Source organism: Brevibacterium aurantiacum, assembly GCF_007558825.1.
Classification (GTDB): domain Bacteria; phylum Actinomycetota; class Actinomycetes; order Actinomycetales; family Brevibacteriaceae; genus Brevibacterium; species Brevibacterium aurantiacum_A.
In genome coordinates, this window is the sequence record NZ_VLTK01000003.1 from 267,927 (window position 1) to 289,283 (window position 21,357).

General features: G+C 62.5%; 23 protein-coding genes and 1 tRNA gene. 8 read left to right on the forward strand and 16 right to left on the reverse strand.

Annotation, left to right across the window (positions count from 1 at the left end; translation table 11 throughout):
• Nucleotides 1-9: 9 nt before the first annotated feature.
• The 3 genes from mshC to FO013_RS06155 are packed head-to-tail and all read right to left on the reverse strand — an operon-like array spanning nucleotide 10 to nucleotide 2,713.
• Complete coding sequence (gene mshC, locus FO013_RS06145; protein WP_143921688.1) at nucleotides 10-1,269, reverse strand: cysteine--1-D-myo-inosityl 2-amino-2-deoxy-alpha-D-glucopyranoside ligase; 1,260 nt, start codon at nucleotides 1,267-1,269, stop codon at nucleotides 10-12.
• Between the two features lie 60 nt (nucleotides 1,270-1,329).
• Nucleotides 1,330-2,142 carry an SCO1664 family protein gene (locus FO013_RS06150; protein ID WP_143921689.1) on the reverse strand — a complete coding sequence of 271 codons (813 nt, stop codon included), beginning with the start codon at nucleotides 2,140-2,142 and terminating at the stop codon, nucleotides 1,330-1,332.
• Nucleotides 2,143-2,149: 7 nt separating this feature from the next.
• Nucleotides 2,150-2,713 carry a DUF3090 domain-containing protein gene (locus FO013_RS06155; protein ID WP_143921690.1) on the reverse strand — a complete coding sequence of 188 codons (564 nt, stop codon included), beginning with the start codon at nucleotides 2,711-2,713 and terminating at the stop codon, nucleotides 2,150-2,152.
• Nucleotides 2,714-2,770: 57 nt separating this feature from the next.
• Here FO013_RS06155 and FO013_RS06160 point away from each other — a divergent pair, with 57 nt between their 5' ends.
• A complete protein-coding gene (locus tag FO013_RS06160) occupies nucleotides 2,771-3,052 on the forward strand; it encodes a hypothetical protein (protein ID WP_143921691.1) in 282 nt (93 codons plus the stop codon).
• 24 nt (nucleotides 3,053-3,076) lie between these two features.
• Here the strand turns inward: FO013_RS06160 and FO013_RS06165 are convergent, their stop codons facing one another.
• Nucleotides 3,077-3,979 (reverse strand): aldo/keto reductase, encoded by a 903-nt coding sequence (locus FO013_RS06165; protein ID WP_143921692.1) that lies wholly within the window; start codon nucleotides 3,977-3,979, stop codon nucleotides 3,077-3,079.
• Between the two features lie 69 nt (nucleotides 3,980-4,048).
• Between FO013_RS06165 and FO013_RS06170 the strand changes: the two genes are divergently transcribed.
• Nucleotides 4,049-4,882, forward strand: coding sequence for an undecaprenyl-diphosphate phosphatase (locus FO013_RS06170; protein ID WP_143921693.1), 834 nt, complete (start codon nucleotides 4,049-4,051; stop codon nucleotides 4,880-4,882).
• Nucleotides 4,883-4,908: 26 nt separating this feature from the next.
• Here the strand turns inward: FO013_RS06170 and FO013_RS06175 are convergent, their stop codons facing one another.
• The gene (locus FO013_RS06175; protein ID WP_143921694.1) at nucleotides 4,909-5,613 is read right to left on the reverse strand and encodes a histidine phosphatase family protein; all 705 of its coding nucleotides are present in this window, start codon (nucleotides 5,611-5,613) and stop codon (nucleotides 4,909-4,911) included.
• A gap of 37 nt (nucleotides 5,614-5,650) precedes the next feature.
• Here FO013_RS06175 and FO013_RS06180 point away from each other — a divergent pair, with 37 nt between their 5' ends.
• Together FO013_RS06180 and FO013_RS06185 are read left to right on the forward strand one after the other, a co-directional pair.
• On the forward strand, nucleotides 5,651-5,854 hold the full coding sequence (locus FO013_RS06180) for a DUF5703 family protein (protein ID WP_232488267.1): 204 nt from the start codon (nucleotides 5,651-5,653) through the stop codon (nucleotides 5,852-5,854).
• Between the two features lie 10 nt (nucleotides 5,855-5,864).
• On the forward strand, nucleotides 5,865-6,842 hold the full coding sequence (locus tag FO013_RS06185; RefSeq protein WP_143921695.1) for a DMT family transporter: 978 nt from the start codon (nucleotides 5,865-5,867) through the stop codon (nucleotides 6,840-6,842).
• Here the strand turns inward: FO013_RS06185 and FO013_RS06190 are convergent.
• The 5 genes from FO013_RS06190 to FO013_RS06210 all read right to left on the reverse strand — a co-directional run bounded on the left by FO013_RS06190 (nucleotide 6,796) and on the right by FO013_RS06210 (nucleotide 11,961).
• The gene (locus FO013_RS06190; protein WP_143921696.1) at nucleotides 6,796-8,103 is read right to left on the reverse strand and encodes a M20/M25/M40 family metallo-hydrolase; all 1,308 of its coding nucleotides are present in this window, start codon (nucleotides 8,101-8,103) and stop codon (nucleotides 6,796-6,798) included. The genes FO013_RS06185 and FO013_RS06190 overlap by 47 nt on opposite strands.
• Nucleotides 8,104-8,265: 162 nt before the next feature.
• Nucleotides 8,266-8,353 (reverse strand) — tRNA-Leu (locus FO013_RS06195).
• Nucleotides 8,354-8,468: 115 nt separating this feature from the next.
• Nucleotides 8,469-9,326, reverse strand: coding sequence for a MaoC family dehydratase (locus tag FO013_RS06200; protein WP_260848021.1), 858 nt, complete (start codon nucleotides 9,324-9,326; stop codon nucleotides 8,469-8,471).
• Nucleotides 9,323-10,675, reverse strand: a complete 1,353-nt coding sequence (locus FO013_RS06205; RefSeq protein WP_143921697.1) for a 3-oxoacyl-ACP reductase — start codon at nucleotides 10,673-10,675, stop codon at nucleotides 9,323-9,325. Before FO013_RS06205 ends, FO013_RS06200 begins: the two co-directional genes overlap by 4 nt.
• Nucleotides 10,672-11,961, reverse strand: a complete 1,290-nt coding sequence (locus FO013_RS06210; RefSeq protein ID WP_143921698.1) for an acetyl-CoA C-acetyltransferase — start codon at nucleotides 11,959-11,961, stop codon at nucleotides 10,672-10,674. Before FO013_RS06210 ends, FO013_RS06205 begins: the two co-directional genes overlap by 4 nt.
• A gap of 58 nt (nucleotides 11,962-12,019) precedes the next feature.
• Here FO013_RS06210 and FO013_RS06215 point away from each other — a divergent pair, with 58 nt between their 5' ends.
• A complete protein-coding gene (locus FO013_RS06215; protein WP_143921699.1) occupies nucleotides 12,020-12,607 on the forward strand; it encodes a TetR/AcrR family transcriptional regulator in 588 nt (195 codons plus the stop codon).
• Nucleotides 12,604-14,670, forward strand: coding sequence for an acyl-CoA dehydrogenase family protein (locus FO013_RS06220; RefSeq protein WP_143921700.1), 2,067 nt, complete (start codon nucleotides 12,604-12,606; stop codon nucleotides 14,668-14,670). The genes FO013_RS06215 and FO013_RS06220 overlap by 4 nt, the downstream gene beginning before the upstream one ends.
• Nucleotides 14,671-14,967: 297 nt before the next feature.
• On the opposite strand, the gene FO013_RS06225 is transcribed toward FO013_RS06220, so the two are convergent.
• Together FO013_RS06225 and FO013_RS06230 are read right to left on the reverse strand one after the other, a co-directional pair.
• The gene (locus tag FO013_RS06225; protein WP_143921701.1) at nucleotides 14,968-15,624 is read right to left on the reverse strand and encodes a response regulator; all 657 of its coding nucleotides are present in this window, start codon (nucleotides 15,622-15,624) and stop codon (nucleotides 14,968-14,970) included.
• Complete coding sequence (locus FO013_RS06230; RefSeq protein ID WP_143921702.1) at nucleotides 15,617-16,849, reverse strand: sensor histidine kinase; 1,233 nt, start codon at nucleotides 16,847-16,849, stop codon at nucleotides 15,617-15,619. The genes FO013_RS06225 and FO013_RS06230 overlap by 8 nt, the downstream gene beginning before the upstream one ends.
• 140 nt (nucleotides 16,850-16,989) lie before the next feature.
• On the opposite strand from FO013_RS06230, the gene FO013_RS06235 reads away from it, so the two are divergent.
• The gene (locus FO013_RS06235; RefSeq protein WP_143921703.1) at nucleotides 16,990-17,604 is read left to right on the forward strand and encodes a hypothetical protein; all 615 of its coding nucleotides are present in this window, start codon (nucleotides 16,990-16,992) and stop codon (nucleotides 17,602-17,604) included.
• Nucleotides 17,601-17,723, forward strand: a complete 123-nt coding sequence (locus tag FO013_RS22795; RefSeq protein WP_260848022.1) for a hypothetical protein — start codon at nucleotides 17,601-17,603, stop codon at nucleotides 17,721-17,723. Before FO013_RS06235 ends, FO013_RS22795 begins: the two co-directional genes overlap by 4 nt.
• 164 nt (nucleotides 17,724-17,887) lie before the next feature.
• Here the strand turns inward: FO013_RS22795 and FO013_RS06240 are convergent, their stop codons facing one another.
• From FO013_RS06240 to FO013_RS06255, 4 genes are all read right to left on the reverse strand, one after another.
• Nucleotides 17,888-18,676 (reverse strand): hypothetical protein, encoded by a 789-nt coding sequence (locus FO013_RS06240; RefSeq protein ID WP_143921704.1) that lies wholly within the window; start codon nucleotides 18,674-18,676, stop codon nucleotides 17,888-17,890.
• Entirely contained in the window at nucleotides 18,673-19,371 is a 699-nt protein-coding gene (locus tag FO013_RS06245; RefSeq protein ID WP_143921705.1) for an ABC transporter ATP-binding protein, read from the reverse strand. Before FO013_RS06245 ends, FO013_RS06240 begins: the two co-directional genes overlap by 4 nt.
• Before the next feature lie 130 nt (nucleotides 19,372-19,501).
• Nucleotides 19,502-20,140: a response regulator transcription factor gene (locus FO013_RS06250; RefSeq protein WP_143921706.1), complete on the reverse strand. Its 639-nt coding sequence runs from the start codon at nucleotides 20,138-20,140 to the stop codon at nucleotides 19,502-19,504.
• On the reverse strand, nucleotides 20,137-21,345 hold the full coding sequence (locus FO013_RS06255; RefSeq protein ID WP_186293005.1) for a sensor histidine kinase: 1,209 nt from the start codon (nucleotides 21,343-21,345) through the stop codon (nucleotides 20,137-20,139). Before FO013_RS06255 ends, FO013_RS06250 begins: the two co-directional genes overlap by 4 nt.
• Nucleotides 21,346-21,357: the final 12 nt, after the last annotated feature.

A 21,357-nucleotide genomic window follows, 5' to 3' on the forward strand; every position in this document is an offset into this window, starting at 1 on the left:
GGCTTCGGCTCAGCTGTGCAGATCGAGGCCGAGCAGGGCATCGACGGCGTCCGCGACCCGGTCACCGCACACCGGTGCGGTCTCGGCAGCGGGTGAGTCCGCATAGTGCTCGGCCCACTCGTCGAGGATTCCCAACGCACGGGGGCTGTCGAGATCATCGGCCAGAGACTCACGCAGCAGACCGATGATGTGTCCGCGCAGTCCCTCCCGGCATTCGGCTTCGCACATTGCCGCATGCTTCCACGCCCGCAGTCGCGCCGAGGCGGACTCGAGCAGCTCGTCGGTGAAGATCCAGTCGCTGCGGTAGTGGTTGGACAGCAGCACTGTGCGAATGACCATCGGGTCGACGCCCTGTTCGCGCAGCTTCGAGACGAGGACCAGGTTGCCCTTGGACTTGCTCATCTTCTCGCCCTGGTAGCCGACCATGCCTGTGTGCATATAGGTCCGAGCCAGCGGTGTCTGCTTCCACGCCGCTGCGTGAGCCGCGCTCATCTCGTGGTGTGGAAACACCAGGTCGCTGCCGCCGCCCTGAACGTCGACGGGCAGTCCCGCGTAGTTGTTGGCGATGACGGTGCATTCGATGTGCCAGCCCGGTCGTCCCGGCCCGAGTTTCCCGCCGTCCCAGGACGGTTCGCCCTCGCGTGCGGCCTTCCACAGCAGAGGATCGATCTGATTGTCTTTGCCCGGTGTGTCCGGGTCGCCGCCGCGCTCGGCAGAGAGCTTGGCCATCGTGGCCCGGTCATCGTGGCTGACGCTGCCGAAGGGCGGATTGATCGGAGTTGAGACGCGGTAGTACACGTCGCCGTTGTCGAGGGTGTATGCAGCCCGCGACTCGACGAGGTCCTCGACCGCTGCGACGATCTGGTCAACCGACTCCACGACGCCGATGTAATTCTGCGGCGGAAGCACGCGCAACGCCGTCATGTCTTCGCGGAACAGCTCGATCTGTGACTCTGCGAGTTCACGCCAATCGACTCCGGTGGCGTTGGCCCGTTCGAGCAGAGGGTCATCGACATCGGTGGTGTTCTGCACATAGACGACGTCGAGCCCCGCATCGCGCCACACCCTGTTCAAGAGGTCGAAGGCGACATAGGTCGCCGCGTGACCAAGATGGGTGGCGTCGTACGGGGTGATTCCACATACATAGAGACCGGCCGCCTGGTCACGCCCTTTGAGTCTGCGTGGGCTCCGAGTGCCGGTGTCGAAGACTGTCGGCACCTTTCCGGAGCTGGTGAGGCGGGGTAGCTGAGGTTCGGACCATGACTTCACGGAGACCAGCCTAACCGAGTCATAGCAGAACGGCACCTCCGGTCTCAGGCCGTGCCGTCTCTAGATCGGCGGCCAGGGAATGACTGTCCGATCCTGCGGCGGATCGGGGAACGTTCCGGCCTCTCCCAGACGCTCCGCCCGGGCGCGCAGGCTCTCGATCTCTGTCTCTTCCAAGGATTCATCCAACACGGTCCGCAGCTCCGTGGGCATTCGGACCACCTCGTCGAGGGCGTCGATCTCTTCGACCCGGAATGACTGATGAGAGAAACCCCACAGCACGGTGCGCACCTTCTCCTCGGCGTGGAACGTCAGACCGTTGTCGATGCCATAGGTGCCGATGCTGGCCGCACCGCTGCCCGGCAGGTAGCTGCCGGTGATGATGTGGCCGGCCTTCCGGTCGGCGTTGTTCGCGAGGAGGTCGAAGAAGGCGATCGCCCGCAGCCCCTCCCGTGCGTCATGGGACAGCACCAGATCGGTGCCGTCCTCGGTTCGCAGGGCGAACATCGGAGTGTGCTCGGCAGGGATGCCGTCGACTTCGGTGAGGGCGACGGCGTCATCGTCCCCGGAGTCCTCGACATAGGCCTGGAGCGACCCTGGCCCCGCTCCCAGGTCTCCCCGCAGGACGGTCGGCGGAACCACGTTCAAGTCGAGGTGAGCGCTCAGCCGGTAGGACGCCACTTCGCGCAGCGAGAGGGTGTGCGGTGGGAAGTCCGCCAGCGGTCGCTCTCCCGATGCCGGCTTGTAGACGGCTTTGAAGTGGGTGCCTGCGTGGTCGACGACCACGAGGCGGGTGTCGTTGCTGGCCCGCGGGATCGCTCCCATAACGGTGCAGGTGCCCTGTTCCAGGGCCTGCCGGGCGAAGGCTTCGTGCATGAGTCTCTTAAACGCGGGCGATGCCGTTGGCACGGGGGCACAGGTGCCCTTCGGGCTCCAGCGGCAGCGAGCAGAAGGGGCAGTCGCCGCGACCAGCGGAGACGACCTGGTCGGCCCGGCGGGCGAACTCGCGGGAGCCGGCGGCGTCGAGAACGATGCGCAGCACCTCTCGCTCGACCTCATCGTCATCCGGTTCTGCTGAGGTGCCCGTCTGAGCATCCTCCTCGGTGAGTTCGAAGCATTCGACCACAAGCTCATGGGCGACCGTGTCCCAACCCAGGCTCATGGTGCCGACCCGGAATTCAGGTTCGATCGGGACGTTGAGTCCGGCGTTGTCGATGCGTTCGTCGATCGCAGACTGCGGCACTCGCGCCGCGGGATCCTTGACCATGACCATATCGAGAAGTTCGGTGACGCGATCGGCGAGGATTTCGACCTGCTCCTTCTCGACCACCACTGTGGTCAGCGAAGTTCCGGATTTCGCCTGTAAGAGGAACGTTCGCTCGCCGGGCAGACCGATCGTGCCGACGACGAATCGATCTGGGGTGGGGTGGTCGTACAAAGCTGCCATGCCTTCAGCCTAGTTCAAAGACTTACATGTCCGACTTCCCTGGGATACATTTGAGTCATGAGCACTGATCCTCGTGAGGCCCTGGACGCATTCCTCGAAGCAGTGGGTGAACACTTCGCTGCATCCGCACACCGCAATGGAGACCAAGACCCCCGTGTCGAAGCCGCCTACATGGCCTTGGCCGACGCCTTCGAAATCTATGAGGACGCGATCTACACCGCGTACGACGAGGTCACTCCGTTTGAGCTCTTCGACGATGTCGAAGACGCCAAGGAGGATGACGAGGACAACGAACTCGACGGTGACTTCGCCATCGACGAGGACGACGAAGACGACTGAATCAGGTACGAACCGGCCGCGACCTCAGGAGATCTGGTCGAGGACCTCTGCGATCTCGGGTTCGAGTTCGATTTCACTGCTGAGCAGCTGAGCCATCTGCTCAGGGGTGCGGGCCGAGACCAATGATGAGGCGACTCCCTGGTACCTGTTGAACGCCAGCGCGATGTCTGTCGTCGTCACTCCCAATGCCGCAGCCGCCTTGCGGACTCCTGCCAGCACCCGCGTCGCTCGTTCATCGAGATAGGCCCCGACATAGTCGGTGAGTTCACCCACCGCGAAGCGTGAGTCCTGTGGGGTGCCGCGCCGATACTTGTCGCTCAGCACTCCCCTGCCCAGGCCGGCACCGGCGATGAGTCCCACGCCTGCGTAGTTCGCAGCCGGCAGAAGATCGTGCTCTGCCTCCCGGTTGAGCAGGGAGTATTCCGCGATCGCGCAGGAGATCGGCAGACCTGCTCCGCGCATCTCCGCCAACTCCCAGCCGGCATGGTGGGACACGCCGACGTAGCGGATCTTGCCCAACGTCAGCAGGGTATCGATCGCCGAGGCGGTCTCTGCCCTGTCCACCTCAGCATCGAAGACATCGAGGATGAGCATGTCAATGTGGGAACGTCCGGTGGCACTGAGCAGGGCATCGACCTGATTGAGGATCCGAGCCCTGCCCAGACCCACCTCGATGTGGGATGACTCACTCATGGACACGCCCACTCGGGCAAGCAACACGATCTGCTCAGGAAGACTCAGCTGAGACACCACCTGAGCCGCGTGGACTCCCGAACTGGGAAGCTCGATGAGGTTCCCACCAGCGCCGACGTACTCATCGACGAGTCGCTGTGCGACTGCGGCGTCGACTCGGTGTCCCCACTCGAATGTGCCGAGACCCACATCGCTGACTTCAAGACCGGTTCTGCCGAGGCGTTGATGCTTCATGATTGTTGAGGTTACCTGATTCGGCGACTACCGTGGTTTCGTTCCCATCCCACTTTCTCAAGGAGACGCATGTACGACTGGCTGGTCGCAGCTGTGCTTGGAATCGTTCAGGCACTGACAGAATTTCTGCCGATCTCGTCCTCAGCGCATGTGCGCATCGTCGGTGAGTTCATGTTGCCGGGCCAGGATCCGGGCGCGTTCTTCACCGCGATCATCCAGATCGGCACCGAGGCAGCTGTCGTCGTGTACTTCTGGCGCGACATCGTCTCCATCATCTCCAAATGGTGCAAGGCGCTGGTCGGCAAGCACGACCGCAAGGACCCTGAAGTCCGGCTCGGCTGGCTGATCATCGTCGGTTCGATTCCGATCGTCATCCTCGGTCTGCTGTTCCAGGACGCCATCGAGGGTGCACTGCGCAGCTTGTGGATCACCGCAACCATGCTCATCGTCTTCGGACTCGTCATCGGCCTCGCCGACTGGGTGGGCAAGAGGGAACGCACCCTTGAGGACATGAGCTGGGGCCAGGGCATCGCCTACGGATTCGCCCAGGCGCTGGCGCTCATCCCGGGTGTCTCACGCTCCGGCGGTACGATCATGGCCGGGCGCTTCATGGGCTTCGACCGTCCTGCCGCTGCCCGCTACTCGTTCCTGCTCGCCATTCCAGCGGTCTTGGGGTCCGGCTTCTACAGTGTCTTCCAGACGCTCGGCAGCACAGACACGGTCATCGGCTGGGGACCGACGATCCTGGCCACCATCATCGCCTTCGGACTGGGACTCCTCGTCATCCACTGGTTCCTCGGCTACGTGAAGACCAAGTCCTTCGCGATCTTCGTCTGGTACCGCGTGGCACTGGGCATCGTGCTCTACATCCTGCTGGGCACGGGAGTCCTCACCGCCACGTGATCGGCGCTGGCTGGCTCGGTTGAGCGTCAGCGCAGTCCGCCGCCGCCGGGTGCGCTCCCCTCGGAGAGCCCAGCGGCGGTGACCGACATCGCCGTCAGCACCGGCCGTGGCCCCGAGAAGTCGATGACGGTGAAGGAGCCCGGGGCAACGCTGATGCGCTGGAAATCATCGAGGGGCATCGCCAACGCATCGGCAATGATCGCCTTGATGATGTCGCCGTGGGAGACGAGCATCGCCCAACGATCGGCTCTGCCCCCACGATCCTCTGTGCTGCGGCTGCGCTCTTCCTCGTCGCTGCGTTCTTCTGTGCGGAGCTCGTCGACGACGGTTCTCACTTGTGACACGGCACGGTCGGCCGCCTCGGCGATGGATTCCCCACCGGGGAAACGCGCCTGCGATGCCCGTTCGACGACGGTCTTCCACAGCTCTTCGCTGCCGAGTTCCTTCAGGCTCCGACCGGTCCATTCGCCGTAGTCGAGTTCGATGAGGTCATCGACGGCGGCAACAGAATCGGCGGTGACCGCAGACGCCGCGATCTGAGCCGTCTGCTCACATCGCATGAGGGGCGAATGCAGCAGGCGGGAGAAGTGTCGCTGGGGAAGCATCCGCAGGGTGTCGCGAAGGGCGCTGACACCCTGATCGGTCAGCGACACGCCGGGAGCGCGTCCGGCGAGGATCCCTGCCGTATTCGCACTGGAGACGCCGTGCCGGAGGAGAACGATGACGGGCATGTGACCAACACTAGCCCAGATCGTTTACAGTGGGCCTATGAAGCGTCAGCGTCCCAGCATGGCCTATGAGTTTCGCAAGGTCTCGTTCTCCAGAGAAACACCGCGATCTGTCAGTCTCCAGGAACTCAATGACGAGGCGGAGTACGGCAAATGGGAGCTCGCACGGACCCGGATCTCCGTGGGAGGCACCAAGACCGTCTGGCTGCGTCGTAAGATCATGCCTCTGACGTTGAGCAGCTGACACCGGCACTGTGAAGTCACCCGCTGCGCTCCTCCCTGTCCTCTTCGCCGGCCTCGTCACCATCGTGGCCGGCGGTGCCATGTCCCTCCAAGGTCGTGCCAACGGCCTGCTCGGTCCGATCCTGGGTCACTCTGTCTTCGCCGCACTCGTCTCGTTCATCATCGGGCTCATCCTCGTGGGCACGACTCTGCTGTGCTCCTCCCGGTCTCGGGCCAGCGCCAGAATTCTGATCCGACTTCTCCGCACTCACGCGATGCCCTGGTGGATGCTGCTCGGCGGTCTCAGCGGCGGCCTCGTCGTCATCGCTCAGGCATCCACCGTGCCGATCATGGGTGTCGCGATGTTCACCATGGCCTTCGTCTCCGGCCAGGTGACCGGTGGTCTCGCCGTCGATTCCACACGCCTGCCACCGGGCGGGAGGCAGCGCCTGACGTTTCTCCGGGTCTTCGGGGTCCTCGTCGTCATCGCCGCCCTGGTCTACGGCGCGTCGGAGCGACTCAACCTGGGAGTGCCTCTCTGGGCCCTGCTGCTGCCCTTCGTCTCTGGTGCCCTGACCTCCGTCCAGCAGGCGTTCAACGGGCGGATCAAAGCCGCCACAGGCTCGGTCATCGTCGCCACCACTGTGAACTTCGCCGTCGGCTTCCTCGCTCTGCTCGCGGCGGCTGGGGTCATCATGCTCTCCGGGGTGACCTGGGCAGGTTTTCCGACGGAGCCCACTCAGTGGTGGATGCTGCTCGGTGGGGCCTTCGGCGTCATCTTCATCGGGTTGACAGCGCTGACCGTGGCGAAGCTCGGCGTGCTGCTGCTCAGCCTGTTCTCGCTGTTCGGAAATCTCCTCGGCGCGCTCCTGCTCGATCTCCTGCTGCCCTTGCCCGGATCCCTGGTGAGCACCACAACGGTCATCAGTGCCGCCCTGGTGCTCCTCGGGATCGCGATTACGATTATGCCTTCATCAGGAAATCGCCCAGAACCCTCGCCCCGAACTTGAGTGCGGAGATCGGCACTCGCTCATCGACGCCGTGGAACATCGCCGGGAAGTCGAGGTCACCGGTCAGCTGCAGCGGCGCAAACCCGTAGCCGGTGATGCCCAGTTCTGCCATGGACTTATTGTCCGTTCCGCCCGACAGCGTATACGGCAGAACCTTCGCTGAGGGGTCGTCATCGAGCAGGCTCTTGCGCATCTGTGCGACCAGCGGCGTGTCGAAGGGCGCTTCCAAAGCATCTCCCTCGTCATTGGCCTCGATGTCGATGCCCTCCCCCGCGAGCTCCTTGATCTTGAGCATCACATCCTCGTGCTGACCTGGCAGGGTCCGGCAGTCGACGTAGGCCGTGGCCGTGCCGGGGATGACGTTGTGCTTGTACCCGGCATTGAGGAATGACGGATTCGAGGTGTTCTGCAGGGTCGGGGCGACGAACTTCTCGACAGAGCCGAGTTCGGCCAGGAGCTCACCGATCGTATCGGCCCGGAATTCGATGCCGGTGATCTCCGCGACTCCTTCGAGGAGTTGCCTTGTTGCGACCGGGATCTCCTGCGGCCATGGATATTCGCCGATGCGGGCGATGGCTGCGGCAAGCCGGGTGACCGGGTTGTCATCGTTGCGCTGGGAGCCGTGACCCGCCGTGCCGTGGGCGATGAGGTTGAGCCAGGCGAGGCCCTTCTCTGCGGTCTGGACGAGGTACACGCGCTGGCCGCGGACATCGACGGAATAGCCGCCGACCTCGGAGATGGCCTCGGTGGCTCCGGCGAAGAGCTCCGGGTGGTTGCGGACCATATAGCGGGCGCCGTAGTTCCCACCGGCCTCCTCGTCGGCGAAGAAGGCGATGATGAGGTCTCGGCGCGGACGCAGACCCTGGCGGAGCATATCGCGGACGGCGGCGATGATCATCGCGTCCATGTCCTTCATGTCGACAGCTCCGCGACCCCAGAGCAGCTCGTCCTTGATGACACCGGCGAAGGGGTCGACGCTCCAGTCCTCTGCCGCCGCCGGAACCACATCGGTGTGGCCGTGGACGACGAGCGCGTCCGCCTGGGGATCGGTTCCCTTGATCCGGGCGACCAAGGAGGCCCTGCCCGGTTCGGATTCGATGATCGTCGACGTCAGTCCCACCTCGTCGAACCAGCCTGCGATGAGATCCGCGGCCGGCCGTTCGGGGTTGACCTTGTTGCCTCCCCAATTCTGTGTGTCGATGCGAATGAGCTGCTGGCACAGAGAGGTGACCTCGGCCTCGGCGGCGCTGAAATCGTACACGGTGTCTCCCGTCGGATTGGTGCAAAGATGCTGACGTGATCCACGTTATAGCACCTGTCGCAGTCCGACCCATGGTGTCCGCGGATCGTGATTTCCGGGCCAGCAGCAGGAGTGAATGAGAAATGGCCTCCGGATCAGATCCGGAAGCCATTTCCTCTGTTGTGCGCGAAGGGGGACTTGAACCCCCACGCCCGATAAGTTGGGCACTAGCACCTCAAGCTAGCGCGTCTACCAATTCCGCCACTCGCGCTGGCAACAGAGATTACTTTACACGCGACTTTCGGCCGCGCAAAATCAGATCGGCCGATTGTGACGCACGGCACTCAACTGATTCTGCTGAGGTCCTCACCGGCGCTTGCACAGGCTCATTCACCGAGTTCTGAGACCTCTGAGAGGATGTGCGGTTTGCCGGATTTGAGATCGAAGACGGCGAACTTCGCGGCCTCGTGCCTCTGGCCCTCGGTGATGGCGAAGCCAACGGTCGACGGCAGCAGCACGGGCTTGGCGAACGACACATCCCATCGGTAGGACCCGAGCCTCGTATCGACTGCGGACAGGGCGCGCGAGGCACCGTACATTCCGTGGGCGATGAGGCGCGGGAAGCCGAAGCCCTTCGCCGCCAATCCGTTGAGGTGGATCGGGTTGTAGTCACCCGAGGCGTGAGCATAGCGCTGGCCGATGATCGGGTCGAGTCGCCACAGTGCGCTCGGGGTGGGAGCAGCGAACTCCTCCCGCGGCGGCTGTGGCTTCGCTTCTGCATTGGGCAGCTTCTTGCCCTTAGCCAGATAGGTCGTGGTCTCCCGCATGCGCAGCGCACCCTCAACCTTCGCCTCGACGATGACCTCGATCGTGGTTCCGGCCGCATGCTGGTAGGGACCGGCCAACTCCACATGGAAGTCGACGCTGTCACCGATATGCACGGCGCCGAGGCTGTCGATCCTGTTGTGGATGTGGACCATGCCCATCATCGGCAGCGGCACCTCGGGGTCGCCGAGCAGTTGCATGCTCAGCGGGAACGCGAGGACGTGAAGGTAGCCCGGGTGGACGGTGTTGCCCAGCCCGGCACCGATGACGGTGGTGAAACCGGCGTAGGCATCGGCCTCGATCGGCATGCTGCGATCCAGGGCGCGGCTGGGCAGGTCCGGGCTCGTGCGTGTGCCCAGCGGCAGAGCCTTGAGCACGGCCTTGGCATAGAGCGGAAGCATCGAATCCTTCGCCATCATGCACCCACCATGTTCTGGCCGCACACCCGCAGCGTCAGACCATTGATCCCACGAGCCCCCGCCGAGGCGAGGAATCCGATGGTCTCGGCCACGTCGACGGGCTGTCCGCCCTGCTGAAGACTGGAGAGCCTGCGGGCAACCTGCCTGGTCAGGGCTGGCATCTTGGCCGTCATATCGGTTTCGATGAAGCCGGGAGCCACAGCATTGATCGTTCCTCCGCGCTGCGCGAAGTCCGGCGCCGAGGCGGCGGTGAGTCCGATGACTCCGGCTTTCGAAGTTGCGTAGTTCGTCTGCCCGCGGTTGCCTGCGATCCCCGAGGTCGAGGCCAGCGACACGACCTGGGCGCCCTCGGCGAAGAGGCCCTCAGCCTGCAGGTGGGCGTTGATGCGGGCCTGGGAGGCGATGTTGACGGCGATGACGGAATCCCAGCGGGAGGCATCCATATTCGCCAGCATCTTGTCCCGGGTGATTCCGGCATTGTGGACGAGGATGTCGACGGGGCCACCGACTGCCTCGGCGATCTTCTCCGCCGCGGTCTCCGCGGTGATGTCGAGCTGGAGCGATCTGCCGCCGACTTCGTTCATCACCTCAGCCAGAGCCTGCCCGGCCTGCGGCATGTCGACGCCGATGAGCTGTGCACCGTCACGGGCAAGGTTGCGCGCAATCGCAGCACCGATACCACGAGCGGCACCGGTCACGACTGCGGTGCGTCCTGCCAGCGGGCCCGCTTCACCGGTGGAGAGGAATTCCTTCATCCCCATCGGGGTGCCGGCCTGCGTCGAGACGGTGATGAACTGGCCCGAGACATAGGCTGATTTGCCAGAGAGGAGGAACCAGAGTGCGGTGGACACCGAGGGTGCCTGCACGTCGACGCCGTCGAGGAGGATCCCGTTGGCGGTGGCTCCTCTGCGCATCTCGTGAGCTAGGGACCGTGTCAGGCCGGTGATCCCCTGAGTCGCGGCTGCGAGTTCCGGGCTCTGCTGCTGCGGGTTCGGGGCAGCAGAGATCGTGATGACGCGTCCGCAGCGGGCCAGTGAACGCAGCGCAGTTCCGACCTCGAGCACGGTCGCCGACAGGTCGGCGGGCGCGGTGGCTTCGTCGAAGACTGCGATGATGGCTCGCAGGGACTCCCCCGAGTTTGCGTGGCGTCGAACCTCGAGGCCGTTGTCCAACAGCAGGTCAGCCAGCTTCTGCGCCTCGGGTCCGGCGCCGAGTACGAGCACCGGCTTCCGACGGTAGTCCGCCGGAGTTGAGTCGAAGCGGTGCAGTTCGACCGGCTGCGGCAGGCCCAGTGTCTTCGCGACCTGTTTCAGTGGGCCGTTGACCAAGTCCAGGTAGGTGTCTTTCATGCTGCCTCCACAATCGCAGTGAGTCCCTGGCCGCCTGCAGCGCAGATCGAAACCAGCGACCTCTTCTTGCCGGTGAGCTTGAGGTACTTCGCGGTGGAGGCGATGATGCGCCCACCGGTCGCCGCGAACGGGTGTCCGGCGGCGAGGCTTGAGCCGAGCGGATTGAGCTTGGCCCGGTCGATGCTGCCCAGGGCCCCGTCGAGACCGGCCTTGTTTCGGCAGAACTCCTCAGACTCCCACGCTGCCAGATGAGCAAGCACTGTCGAGGCGAAGGCTTCGTGGATTTCGAAGACGTCGAAGTCTTCGAATGTCAGACCGTTACGGGCCAGCAGACGAGGAACCGCGTAAGCGGGAGCCATGAGCAGCCCTTCGGAACCGTCAACGAAGTCGACGGCGGCCACTTCGGCATCGACGAGTCGAGCCAGCGGGGTGTATCCGTGTTCGTTCGCCCAATCTTCACTGCCCAACAGCACCGAGGAGGCGCCGTCAGTGAGTGGAGTCGAGTTGCCCGCAGTCATCGTTGCCGGGGTCTTCAGGTTGCGACCGAAGACCGGCGCCAGCTTCGCCAGCGATTCGACGCTCGAGTCCGGGCGCAGGTTCGTATCGCGACTCACGCCGAGGTAGGGAGTCGAGAGATCATCGAAGAAGCCCTCGTCCCAGGCCTGGGCCAGGTTGCGGTGCGAGGCCGCCGCGAGTTCGTCCTGAGCCTCGCGAGTGATCTGCCACTCGGCTGTGGTGATTGCCTGATGCTCGCCCATACTCATACCTGTGCGAGGTTCACCCGTTGAGGGAGCTTGCGGGGCAAGGTATGCCGGACGAATCTGAGCGGCGATCTTGGCCCTCTGGGCCAGCGTCTTCGCCCGCGAAAGTTCGAGCAGAATCTCACGCATCGAATCATTGACGACGATGGGGGCATCCGAGGTCGAGTCGACGCCCGAGGCGATACCCGACTCGAGCTGACCCGCGTTGATCTTGTTGTTGAGGCTGACGACGGTCTCAAGACCGGTCGCGCAGGCCTGCCCGACATCGAAGGCCGGGGTAGTCGGCGATAGGGCAGAACCGAGAACGGCCTCGCGAGTCAGGTTGAAGTCCTTCGAGTGTTTGAGGACTGCGCCTCCGGCGACTTCGCCGATGCGTTCTCCGGCGAGCCCGAAGCGAGCGACGAGACCATCGATGGTGCTGGTGAGCATATCGAGATTGCTGGCCTTCGAATACTGCTTGTTCGAGCGAGCGAACGGAATGCGGTTGCCGCCAAGGATGACGGCGCGCTGGGTGGGAGTGGACATTTGCACCTCCGGTATATGGATTTAACTGCTACCGACAGTACCTGATACTGTCTGTCATATGAAATCGCTCACAGATGGTCGTTCCACCCGGTGGCAGCAGCATCGCGACCTCAGACGCCGTGAACTGCTGCGCGCGGTCCGGCATGTCGTCGACGAGCACGGAGACGAACTGTCGATGGAGCAGATTTCGGAATACTCGGGAACGACGAAGTCGGTGCTCTACCGGTATTTCACGGATCGTGCCGGACTGCAGGCGGCAATGGGCGAATGGGCGATGGATGTCATCTCCAAATCACTCGATGACGCAACAGCAGCCTCGGCGCAGGATGCACTGACGGAGATGATTCACGCCTTCGTCGCGCTCGCTGCAGAGTCACCGAACATCTACCGATTCTGCGATACCGCGGTCAATCGCTTCGCCCCCACAGAGACTGGTGGCTTCTTCAATTCCATCGCCGGCCTTCTGGCCGAGCGGCTCGGTCTCGGAGGATCACAGGGGCAGCTGTGGGCAGCGGGTGCAATTGGCTTCGTGCGCGCTGCAACCGAAAACTGGCTGACCGACCCCAGCCGCCCCGATGAATTCGCCACCGCAATCAGTCAATGGCTCTGGGCCTCGCTGCCCGCAAAACTAGGAGTAGACGAATGAAGCTTTCCCTTGATCCACAGGCGATCAACACCGCACTCGACGGACAGTGGGCCGAGGCTCGACGTCAGGGGCGCACCCTGGCACTCGAAGAGATCACCCATGAAGACCCGGCCGATGACCTTGAGACCACACGAGCGAAGACGCTCGCCGGGGTGAGGCTCATGGCTGACACCGGACTGCCGATGGTGGCCCTGCCACCGTCACTCGGCGGACGCAATAAGCATGCGACCAATATCGCCAGCTTCGAGGAGACCGTCACCGCCTCCCCCAGTCTCCAGGTCAAGGCAGGAGTCCAGTTCGGACTCTTCGGCGGAGCGATCCTGCACCTGGGCAACCCCGAGCAGCACGATGCGTGGTTGGTCGCAGCACAGAAGGGCGAACTTCTGGGATCCTTCGCAATGACGGAGATCGGACACGGCTCCGATGTGGCCGCGGTCGGCACCACGGCGACCTATGAGGCCGAGAAGGAAGAGTTCGTCATCAACACGCCCTTCCGTGCCGCGACCAAGGAATACATCGGAAATGCCGCCCGTGATGCACGTGCCGCGGTCGTCTTCGCCCAGCTCATCACCAATGGGGTCAACCATGGTGTCCATGCGTTCTTCGTGCCGATCCGAGATGAGAGCGGCACCATCCTGTCGGGCATCAGCATCGAAGATGACGGCTACAAGGGCGGGCTCAAGGGCGTCGACAACGGCCGGATCGTCTTCGAGCAGGTTCGCATTCCTCGATTCAATCTTCTCGATCGCTACGGCGCTGTGAATCCCGCAGGCGACTACACCTCCCCCATCGACTCCCCCGGACGTCGCTTCTTCACGATGCTCGGAACCCTCGTCCAGGGCCGTGTCTCCCTCGACGGTGCGGCCATCGTGGCCTCGAAGCTGGCGCTCGACATCGCCGTGCGGTACGGACTCGAACGCAAGCAGTTCACCTCCGTCGACGACATCAACGAGACCACCCTGCTGGACTATCAGCAGCACCAGCGCCGCCTCATGCCGGCCATCGCCTCGGTCTACGCCTCGACCTTCGCCCACGAGAAGCTGCTCACCTCGTTCGAGGAAGTCTTCTCCGGGGCCGACGAGAGTGAGGAGAATCGGGCTCTGCTCGAAACCCGAGCCGCAGCGTTCAAAGCCGACACGACATGGATGGCCCTCGATGTCATCCAAGAGGCCAGGGAAGCCTGCGGCGGCGCCGGCTACATGGCCGAGAACCGCCTCGTGGGACTGCGCGCCGACCTCGACATCTACGCCACGTTCGAGGGCGACAACACGGTGCTCCTGCAGCTGGCAGCCAAGCGCCTCCTCGGCGACTATGCAAAGGAATTCGCGAACATCGACGTCGGCGGGGCCGCCCGCTACATCGGCACCCAGGCGGCCGAGCACACGCTCTACCGCACCGGACTGGCCAATGCGGGACTCGCCATCTCCGACGTATTCACCCCCAACCTCGGCGATAAGCGGATCCGCTCCGGACGTCTGCAGCGCTCGCTTCTCGAGACCAGGCTCGAAGTCATGGTCTCCGGACTGGCCCAGGCGCTGCGTCCAGCGATGAAGATGTCAGCCGCCGACGCCGCGGACCTGTTCAACTCCAATCAGCATGAGTTCATAGAGATGGCTCGTGCCTACGTCGAGTTGGAGAAGTGGAAGGCCCTCGATGAGGCGATGAGGGAGCAGCAGGATCCTGACCAGAACAAGCTGTTCCGACGTCTGCGCGACACCTACGGTCTCAGTCTCATCGAGAAGCATGTTGGCTGGCACCTCATGTACGGTCGTCTGCCGATGCTGCGTGCTCGTCAGCTCAACGAGACGCTGAACCGCCTGTGCGAGAAGCTGTCTGCCAATGCCTTGGACCTGGTGGACGCATTCGGTTACGGCGACGATCACCGCCGTGCCACGATCTCGACCGGAGTCGAGGCTGAGCGACAGGACGAGGCCGCCGACTACTACCGTCACTCCCGTGCGCAGGAGGACTATGCTGTGCCGGAGAAGCAGCTGCGCAAGGCGGAGAAGGCTGCGCGGAAGGCAGCTGAGAAGGACGGCCGCAAGGCCAAGGCCGGAAGGTAGAGATCTCGAAAGTCAGTGAAGGGCCGTGCGTCGATTCAGCCGCACGGCCCTCCTGCATTCAGGCGCTGTCGATTGTCAGCCAGGCGCTGATAAAGTTCCTCACAGCCGTCGAGATCGCCGCGGTCTCGTCGGTAGGCCGTCGTGGTCGGCATTTGAATCTCTGACACGGCGAGTCGCCGCTCCAGGAATGTTCCGCGCGAGTTATCTGACCTGCGCGGGCTCTCCGTCCCCGTTCCCACGTCGCCAGCACGCACCGCCGTCCTGTTGCATCGCATCATGAGATGAGGCAGGCAAAGTTCAAGGTGCTGGCGCGTCGGAGAGTGCAAGTATCGCAGCTTGTGTGCGGGTGGATACGCCGAGCTTCTGCAAGATGCGTGAGACGTGAGTTTTCGCAGTTGCGGAAGAAATGGTGAGCCTCTGAGCAATCTGCCTATTGGTCAAGCCCTCACCGATGAGAATCCAGATTTCTCGCTCGCGACTGGTCAATTCAGATGATGCAGAGGTCCCAACTGGGCCAGGCTTCTCGGCTCCGGCTGTGCGTCCGGTTGCGTGCGCAATCACATGCCGAGTCACCGAAGGTGTGAGGTAGGAATCGCCGGCAGCGACGGCGTGGACTGCATCAATCATGTGCCGTGGTTCTGCGGTCTTCGCAAGGAATCCAGCGGCACCTGCTTCAAGCGCGGCTGTGACATTGTCTGCAATCTCGAATGCGGTCAGGATCAGCACACGCGCATGAGTATGTTCTGTGACCTCGAGACAGACGTCGATACCATCACGGTCGGGCAGTTGCAGATCGAGCATGACAATGTCGGGCGCGTGCTGTTTGACAGCTTCCACGGCTTCACGAGCTGTGGCGGCTTCACCCACGACCACGATGCGCGAATCGGTTGCGAGTATTGCTCTCGTTCCCGCCCGCACGGACGAATGGTCGTCGACAACAAGGACTCTAGGCATGGTTCACTTCCCGTCCGGCCGATTGCGGAAGCAGGGCCCGCAACGTCCATGACCTGTGTGATTGCTCGCTGTCGATTCTGCCGCCGCACAGCCGAACTCGCTCTGCGAGTCCGATCAGCCCGTAACCGGAATTCGGAGAATCGCCTGGGCCCCGAGTCACGCATCGGTTCGTCACCATGATCTCAAATTCATCTCCACTGTTTGTCATATCGATGACCACGTCTGCTCCGGGAGCATGTTTTGCGGCGTTCACGAGTCCTTCATGGACGACGTTGTATGCCGCAACGGCGACAGGGGGATCAAAAACGGCTGACTGGGGTGCGTCGCCCGTTACCGTGACAGGCGTGCCGGCAGAAATCACGTGGTCGAGGAGTTCGCCGACCGACGACCACGTTCGTGGTGATGCGATCGGACCGGATTCTTCCGTTCGGAGTACGTCAATCAGCGCGCGCATGTCGGCCATGGCCTCCAGGCTCAAAATGCGCATCTGTCTAATGTGGGCAGTGAGTTCTGTCGCGTCCGGCGGCTCGGGTGCCGCAGTCACGGCGGCCGACTGCATGGCAATCGCCGACAGATGCCCTGAAATCGCATCATGCAGCTCGCGGCTGATCTGGAAACGCGCTGCGGTGAGGACTTCGCGTTGACTTGCTTCCGCAGCTTCGGCGAGAAGGAATGCCCGTTCGCGTTCGTGAATCGCCTCATTCATCGGAATGCGCACGGTCATGCCCCACCACAATGTCACCCCAACGGCAAGCAGCAGAATCGTTGCCTGCAGCACGGAAGCAGCCAGCACATTCGCCAACAGCAGACCGACGACGGCTAGTGACAGGCACGCGGCTGCGATCACCGGCAAAAGGCGCCAGGTGCGCGGCGTCGACCGGACGGTCACCAGGTTGTAGATCGCATCGCATTCGATCAGGATCACCCCGATTGAAGTGGTTCCCGTCCATACCGCTTCGGCCAACAGAATCGCTGCCCCGATGACAATGACCGCGACAGGTATCCGTTTCCGGAACAGATGAGCGAGACCAAGCAGAACAGCCGCGACGATGCTCCCAGAGACCATTGGCGACTCCGGCGCCGATCGCCACTCGATGCCTATATCGGGGACGAACGCGAAGGCGACTGCAACCATCACATAGCCCGCGCTGATCCACGCCTCCCGCATGAGAGGCCATGACCCTTCTCGCACATCCACCACCGCCCTGTTCACTGGAGTCGCCACCACAATCCTTCTTCAATTTCAGTCCCTGCCCGCGCTTGCGGCAACCTCACGATGGCGTAGTTCGAACGGCGTATGCCGCGGCTGGGAAGCTCACGCATCTGGCCGATGACGTTCCCGGCTGTGCTTGAGAACCTTGAGTCATGGAATCCACAGACACCTGGCTCGTGTTCGCTATCATCGCCGCCGAAATGGCGTTCTGGGTGCTTCTGGCGTTCGGACTCTGTGCGCGGTATCTTCTCAAATTACGTCGCACCAGCATGGTCGTGCTCGTCAGTGTGCCGATCGTCGACATGATTCTCATCATTCTGGTCGCCTGTGACCTTGCCCGTGGAGCTTCCCCGTCCTCGATTCACGGATTGGCGGCTGTCTATCTCGGCTTCAGCGTCGGTTTCGGTCGTTACATCATCACTCGTGCTGATGCTTGGTTCGCCTTCCGCTTCGCCGACGCAGCGCCCCCGCCGGGGGTCCCCAGAGCCGGACCAGAGAAGGTGAATCATGAATGGCGTGACTGGCTTCGAGTGCTCACGGCCTGGTCAGTCGCAGTCCCTGCCTTGCTGCTCATGAAGCTCTTCTCGGGATGGTCGCTGCCCAACTCTCTCGAGCACCTCTTCACCGACGAGCTGTGGTCATGGGTGGCTCGACTGACCTTGATCACCGTTGCCTGGCTCATCACAGGCCCTGTGTACGCCTCCATCTTCAAAGCCACAACCGTCGCCGAAAACGTCGACATCTCATCCAGAAGGGAACTCGCATGAACCTGGCAAACAACAGTATCGGAATCGGCCCCTGGTCATTCGATGTCGGACCCTTCGCGGTCGTCGTCCTCGTCGCAATCGTCGGATTGGTGATCTACTACATTCGAAAGGACGACTGAACCGTTGCCTGTGCTTTGAAGAGCGGCTGTTCAATTCCCGAAGATGGTGACGGCACTCGCGGAAAGAAGACGATGCGCGTCGGTCGTTCAGACCTGCCGGTTCGCTGAGATTCAGGACGAATCGTGCGATCTCCGCGCGATTTCCACTGTTTGGTGGTGAAGAGTCAGACATCTCGATACTTAACTGACAACCCGCTGATGATCCCGAACAGAAGCAGCCATCCGATCACGGCGACCATCGCGGCACTGGCGGGCAGGAACCCTGGGCTTCCCGGACTCGAGAGGCCGGCCAAGGATTCGATTGCCGCCCCCGGCATCCATCTTGGTACGGTTTCGCCCCAGGCCGTCGGCAGGAACTGAGCCGTGACCACCGGCAGGAATGAACCCAGGAGGAGCACGATCACAGTCGGTGCGGTGCGCCGGATCAGGAATCCCAGCAACAGTGACAGAGCACCCCACACTGCCATCTGAGCGGGAATGAACACGAGGACCGCTCGCAGCAATTCAGGTTCGTTCAGCGATAGCGTGGGGTACTCGTTCAGCGAGAGAACGCCCTGGGTGATGGCAAAGTTAATCAGCGAGACCAGAAGACCTGCGATCGAGCCTATCCCAAGAACGATGACCAGTTTCGCGACCAGGACTCTCGTCCGTCGTGGAGTCGCCGTGAACGTGTACCCGATTGCACCACTGACGAATTCGCCGGCACTGAACGAAGCGCCGAAGAAGGCAAATGCCCAAACTCCGAGTGTGGCGCCGAAGAAGAGGATCTCGTAACGACTGCCTGTCTCTCCCGACTGCACTTCTCCCAAGGACTCCGCTCCGCCGAACCCGGCGATCAGCCCTGTGAGACCCACCGATATGAGCATGGTCACGAGAAGCAGAATCCACAGGCTTGGGCTCAACCTCACCTTGATGAGCTCGGCGTGTGTGAGACGACTCAGCCCGCCGATCATCGTTCATCCCCTGTCAGATCGAAGAAGACTGATTCAAGATCATCTTCACCGGCCAAATCAGTGAGGGTGCCGTCGGCGACGATCGTTCCTCTGCTGATCACGACGATATGGTCAGCCAACTGCTGAACCTCCGAAAGAAGATGACTGGACAACAGCACGGTCCTGCCATGTTCGGCGAGCTGGTGCAGCAGCTCCCGCAACCAGCGGATTCCCGCTGGGTCGAGTCCGTTGGTGGGTTCATCCAAAATCACAATCTCGGCGTCACCGAGCAGTGCGACAGCTAGTCCGAGTCGCTGGCGCATACCAAGAGAGTATGAATTGATCCGCTTGCGGGCGTTGTCGGCAAGCTCCACACGTTCCAGAATCTGCCCGATCCGCGCACTGTCAATGCCTGCTGCGGCTGCATACCAGCGCAGGAGATCAATGCCGCGCAGGTACCCGGGCAATGCCTCGGGGTCGAGCATCGCTCCGACACGACGAGCGGGATGGTCGAGTGCAGCATAAGGTTTGCCAAGTATGGTCGCTGTCCCCGAGCTCGGACGGGACAATCCGAGAATCGTCCGCAATGCGGTGGACTTACCTGCTCCGTTCGGTCCCACGAACCCTGTCACCTCACCGGGGCGCGCAGTCAACGATATTTGATCGAGGACTGTGCGCCGTCGATAGGATTTCGTGACATTCTTGATTTCGATCATGGTGACCAGCCTGGTGGGAGGCGGGACGCAACGACAAGGTGCTTTCGGACCTTGTCGACGGCACGAAAGGATACAATGTGACCGCAGTCCGAAGGTCCGCCGGTGTCGTCCCAGCAACGGCGATCAGATTCTACGATTCCCGTGGTGCCATTAGCGCAAGCTTCGTGCGGTTATCGCAGTCAAGTGTGTCCATCAACCTCGAGACGTGTCCTTTGACGGTGCTCTCCGCCAAGTACAATGTCCGGGCGATGTCGGAGTTCGTCCTGCCTTCGCCGACAAGTCTGAGTACTTCCCTTTCCCTGCCAGCCAGCGCAGTGATTCTCGGATCCTCTTCAGCTGCCTGATTGTGGGTTGCCAGCCTCAACAGTCGTCTGGTCGCTTCAGGAGACAGCACATCAGCACCGGCCGCCGCGGTTCGAAGCGCGTCGACGATCGTCGTTGTCGGCGAGGTCTTGAGCACGTATCCACTGGCGCCGGCACTGAGTCCAGCGACAACAGCATGATCCGAATCGACCGTCGTCATCAGCAGCACAGCAGGGCCCTCGTCGCCGCGGGTCAACTCTTTTGTGGCTTGGATGCCGTCGAGACCGGGCATTCGAATGTCCATCAACACGACATCTGGACCAGTGCGAATTGCCATTTCGACAGCCTCTGCACCGTCGCCGGCGACTCCTGTCACTTCAATTCCGTCAACGGCGGACAGCTGCGAACTCAGGTACGCGCAGACGAGTGGGTCATCATCTGCGATCAGCACTCTCAGGAGGCTCATGGTGTCAAACTCTGGGGTACCCCGGCCACGGATTGCTTCGGGCCCTCGACCGACGTTTCTGCTGCGGGGAACGCAACCCGCAGACAGAACTGCCCGTCCAGCTCGCGTGCAGTCATTGTGCCGCCCAATAGCCGCACCCGGCTCGCTATTCCGCGGAGCCCGGTGCCTGATCCGGACCCGGCCAGTTCATCGTTGTCCGCTACTACCGGGACCGAATTCGTGAGGAGAAGTGCGTGGCCGTTCTCGTGTTCGTAGAAGGTGACGCTGGCCTCGACACCGGACGCATGTTTGGCCGCATTCACCAGCCCCTCCTGTGCTGCTCGTAAGAAACATCGCGATACGGTTTCGGTGAGTTGAAGGTCCGCAGGTGCATCATTGATCAGGTGCACCTGTTGGCCCGTCGACCTCTGTTTGGCGATGAGAGCGTCCAGCTCATCCGCGAAATGTTCGGCGGTGGACTCCTCAGTGGGAGTGTGCCGGTCCTCGCCCTCTCTCACAGCACTCAGAAAGTCCCGCATCTGCGACAGCGCCTGCGATGCTGTTTCGGCAATCTCATCAGATGCGACTTCGACGTCGCGGCCATGTCCTCCATCTCCCAAACGGCGAGCTTGGAGCACCACTCGGACCATCTCGTGAGTCACGAGATCGTGGAGATCGGCGGCCATCCGGGACCGTTCCAGGGCAATCCGCTCCCGTGCTGCCATCTCGCGTTCTCTGGCCATCTGCGCCAACCGATCCTCACGTGCTAGGCGCAACCGCTGCCAGAGCGCAAAGCTGATTCCCGCGAGCAAGGGAGCCGCCGCGCCCATACTGGCCAGAAGCTCAGGTGGTCCGCCGTTGATCATGATCATCAACCACGTCAACAATGCGATTCCACCGCTGATGACATCGGTTCGGTTTCGAGCCCTGCCGATGAGCCGTGCGGCAGCGTATGCCGCCATGATCGGAACCCAGACCGTAACCTGTGACTCAAATGCGCGCTGCCAGTCGATCGGCGCATAGGCCAGAGTTGCGGTCACCACAGTCAAACACCAGGCGGGAACCACGGCCGCCCGCCATCGAAGAACTATGGCGGTCGCGATCAGTTGGATCACTAGCCCCAAAACAGCCTGGCCGGGCCCAAGCTCGTCGAAAAGCAGTCCGCCGACGAGTGCTGAAGCCACAGCCGCCAGACATGCGGCCGACAATGTCCAACGTTCGCTCACGTTGGCAATGAT

What these genes read in the sequence shown, in the direction of transcription:
- FO013_RS06200 (WP_260848021.1), bottom strand. Translation starts at nt 9,326, where the DNA reads ATGATGGCGAAGGATTCGATGCTTCCGCTCTATGCCAAGGCCGTGCTC.
- FO013_RS06215 (WP_143921699.1), top strand. Translation starts at nt 12,020, where the DNA reads ATGAAATCGCTCACAGATGGTCGTTCCACCCGGTGGCAGCAGCATCGC.
- FO013_RS06240 (WP_143921704.1), bottom strand. Translation starts at nt 18,676, where the DNA reads ATGATCGGCGGGCTGAGTCGTCTCACACACGCCGAGCTCATCAAGGTG.
- FO013_RS22795 (WP_260848022.1), top strand. Translation starts at nt 17,601, where the DNA reads ATGAACCTGGCAAACAACAGTATCGGAATCGGCCCCTGGTCATTCGAT.
- FO013_RS06225 (WP_143921701.1), bottom strand. Translation starts at nt 15,624, where the DNA reads ATGCCTAGAGTCCTTGTTGTCGACGACCATTCGTCCGTGCGGGCGGGA.
- FO013_RS06205 (WP_143921697.1), bottom strand. Translation starts at nt 10,675, where the DNA reads ATGAAAGACACCTACCTGGACTTGGTCAACGGCCCACTGAAACAGGTC.
- FO013_RS06175 (WP_143921694.1), bottom strand. Translation starts at nt 5,613, where the DNA reads ATGCCCGTCATCGTTCTCCTCCGGCACGGCGTCTCCAGTGCGAATACG.
- FO013_RS06235 (WP_143921703.1), top strand. Translation starts at nt 16,990, where the DNA reads ATGGAATCCACAGACACCTGGCTCGTGTTCGCTATCATCGCCGCCGAA.
- FO013_RS06150 (WP_143921689.1), bottom strand. Translation starts at nt 2,142, where the DNA reads ATGCACGAAGCCTTCGCCCGGCAGGCCCTGGAACAGGGCACCTGCACC.
- FO013_RS06165 (WP_143921692.1), bottom strand. Translation starts at nt 3,979, where the DNA reads ATGAAGCATCAACGCCTCGGCAGAACCGGTCTTGAAGTCAGCGATGTG.
- FO013_RS06250 (WP_143921706.1), bottom strand. Translation starts at nt 20,140, where the DNA reads ATGAGCCTCCTGAGAGTGCTGATCGCAGATGATGACCCACTCGTCTGC.
- FO013_RS06220 (WP_143921700.1), top strand. Translation starts at nt 12,604, where the DNA reads ATGAAGCTTTCCCTTGATCCACAGGCGATCAACACCGCACTCGACGGA.
- FO013_RS06160 (WP_143921691.1), top strand. Translation starts at nt 2,771, where the DNA reads ATGAGCACTGATCCTCGTGAGGCCCTGGACGCATTCCTCGAAGCAGTG.
- FO013_RS06180 (WP_232488267.1), top strand. Translation starts at nt 5,651, where the DNA reads ATGAAGCGTCAGCGTCCCAGCATGGCCTATGAGTTTCGCAAGGTCTCG.
- FO013_RS06245 (WP_143921705.1), bottom strand. Translation starts at nt 19,371, where the DNA reads ATGATCGAAATCAAGAATGTCACGAAATCCTATCGACGGCGCACAGTC.
- FO013_RS06155 (WP_143921690.1), bottom strand. Translation starts at nt 2,713, where the DNA reads ATGGCAGCTTTGTACGACCACCCCACCCCAGATCGATTCGTCGTCGGC.
- FO013_RS06170 (WP_143921693.1), top strand. Translation starts at nt 4,049, where the DNA reads ATGTACGACTGGCTGGTCGCAGCTGTGCTTGGAATCGTTCAGGCACTG.
- FO013_RS06210 (WP_143921698.1), bottom strand. Translation starts at nt 11,961, where the DNA reads ATGTCCACTCCCACCCAGCGCGCCGTCATCCTTGGCGGCAACCGCATT.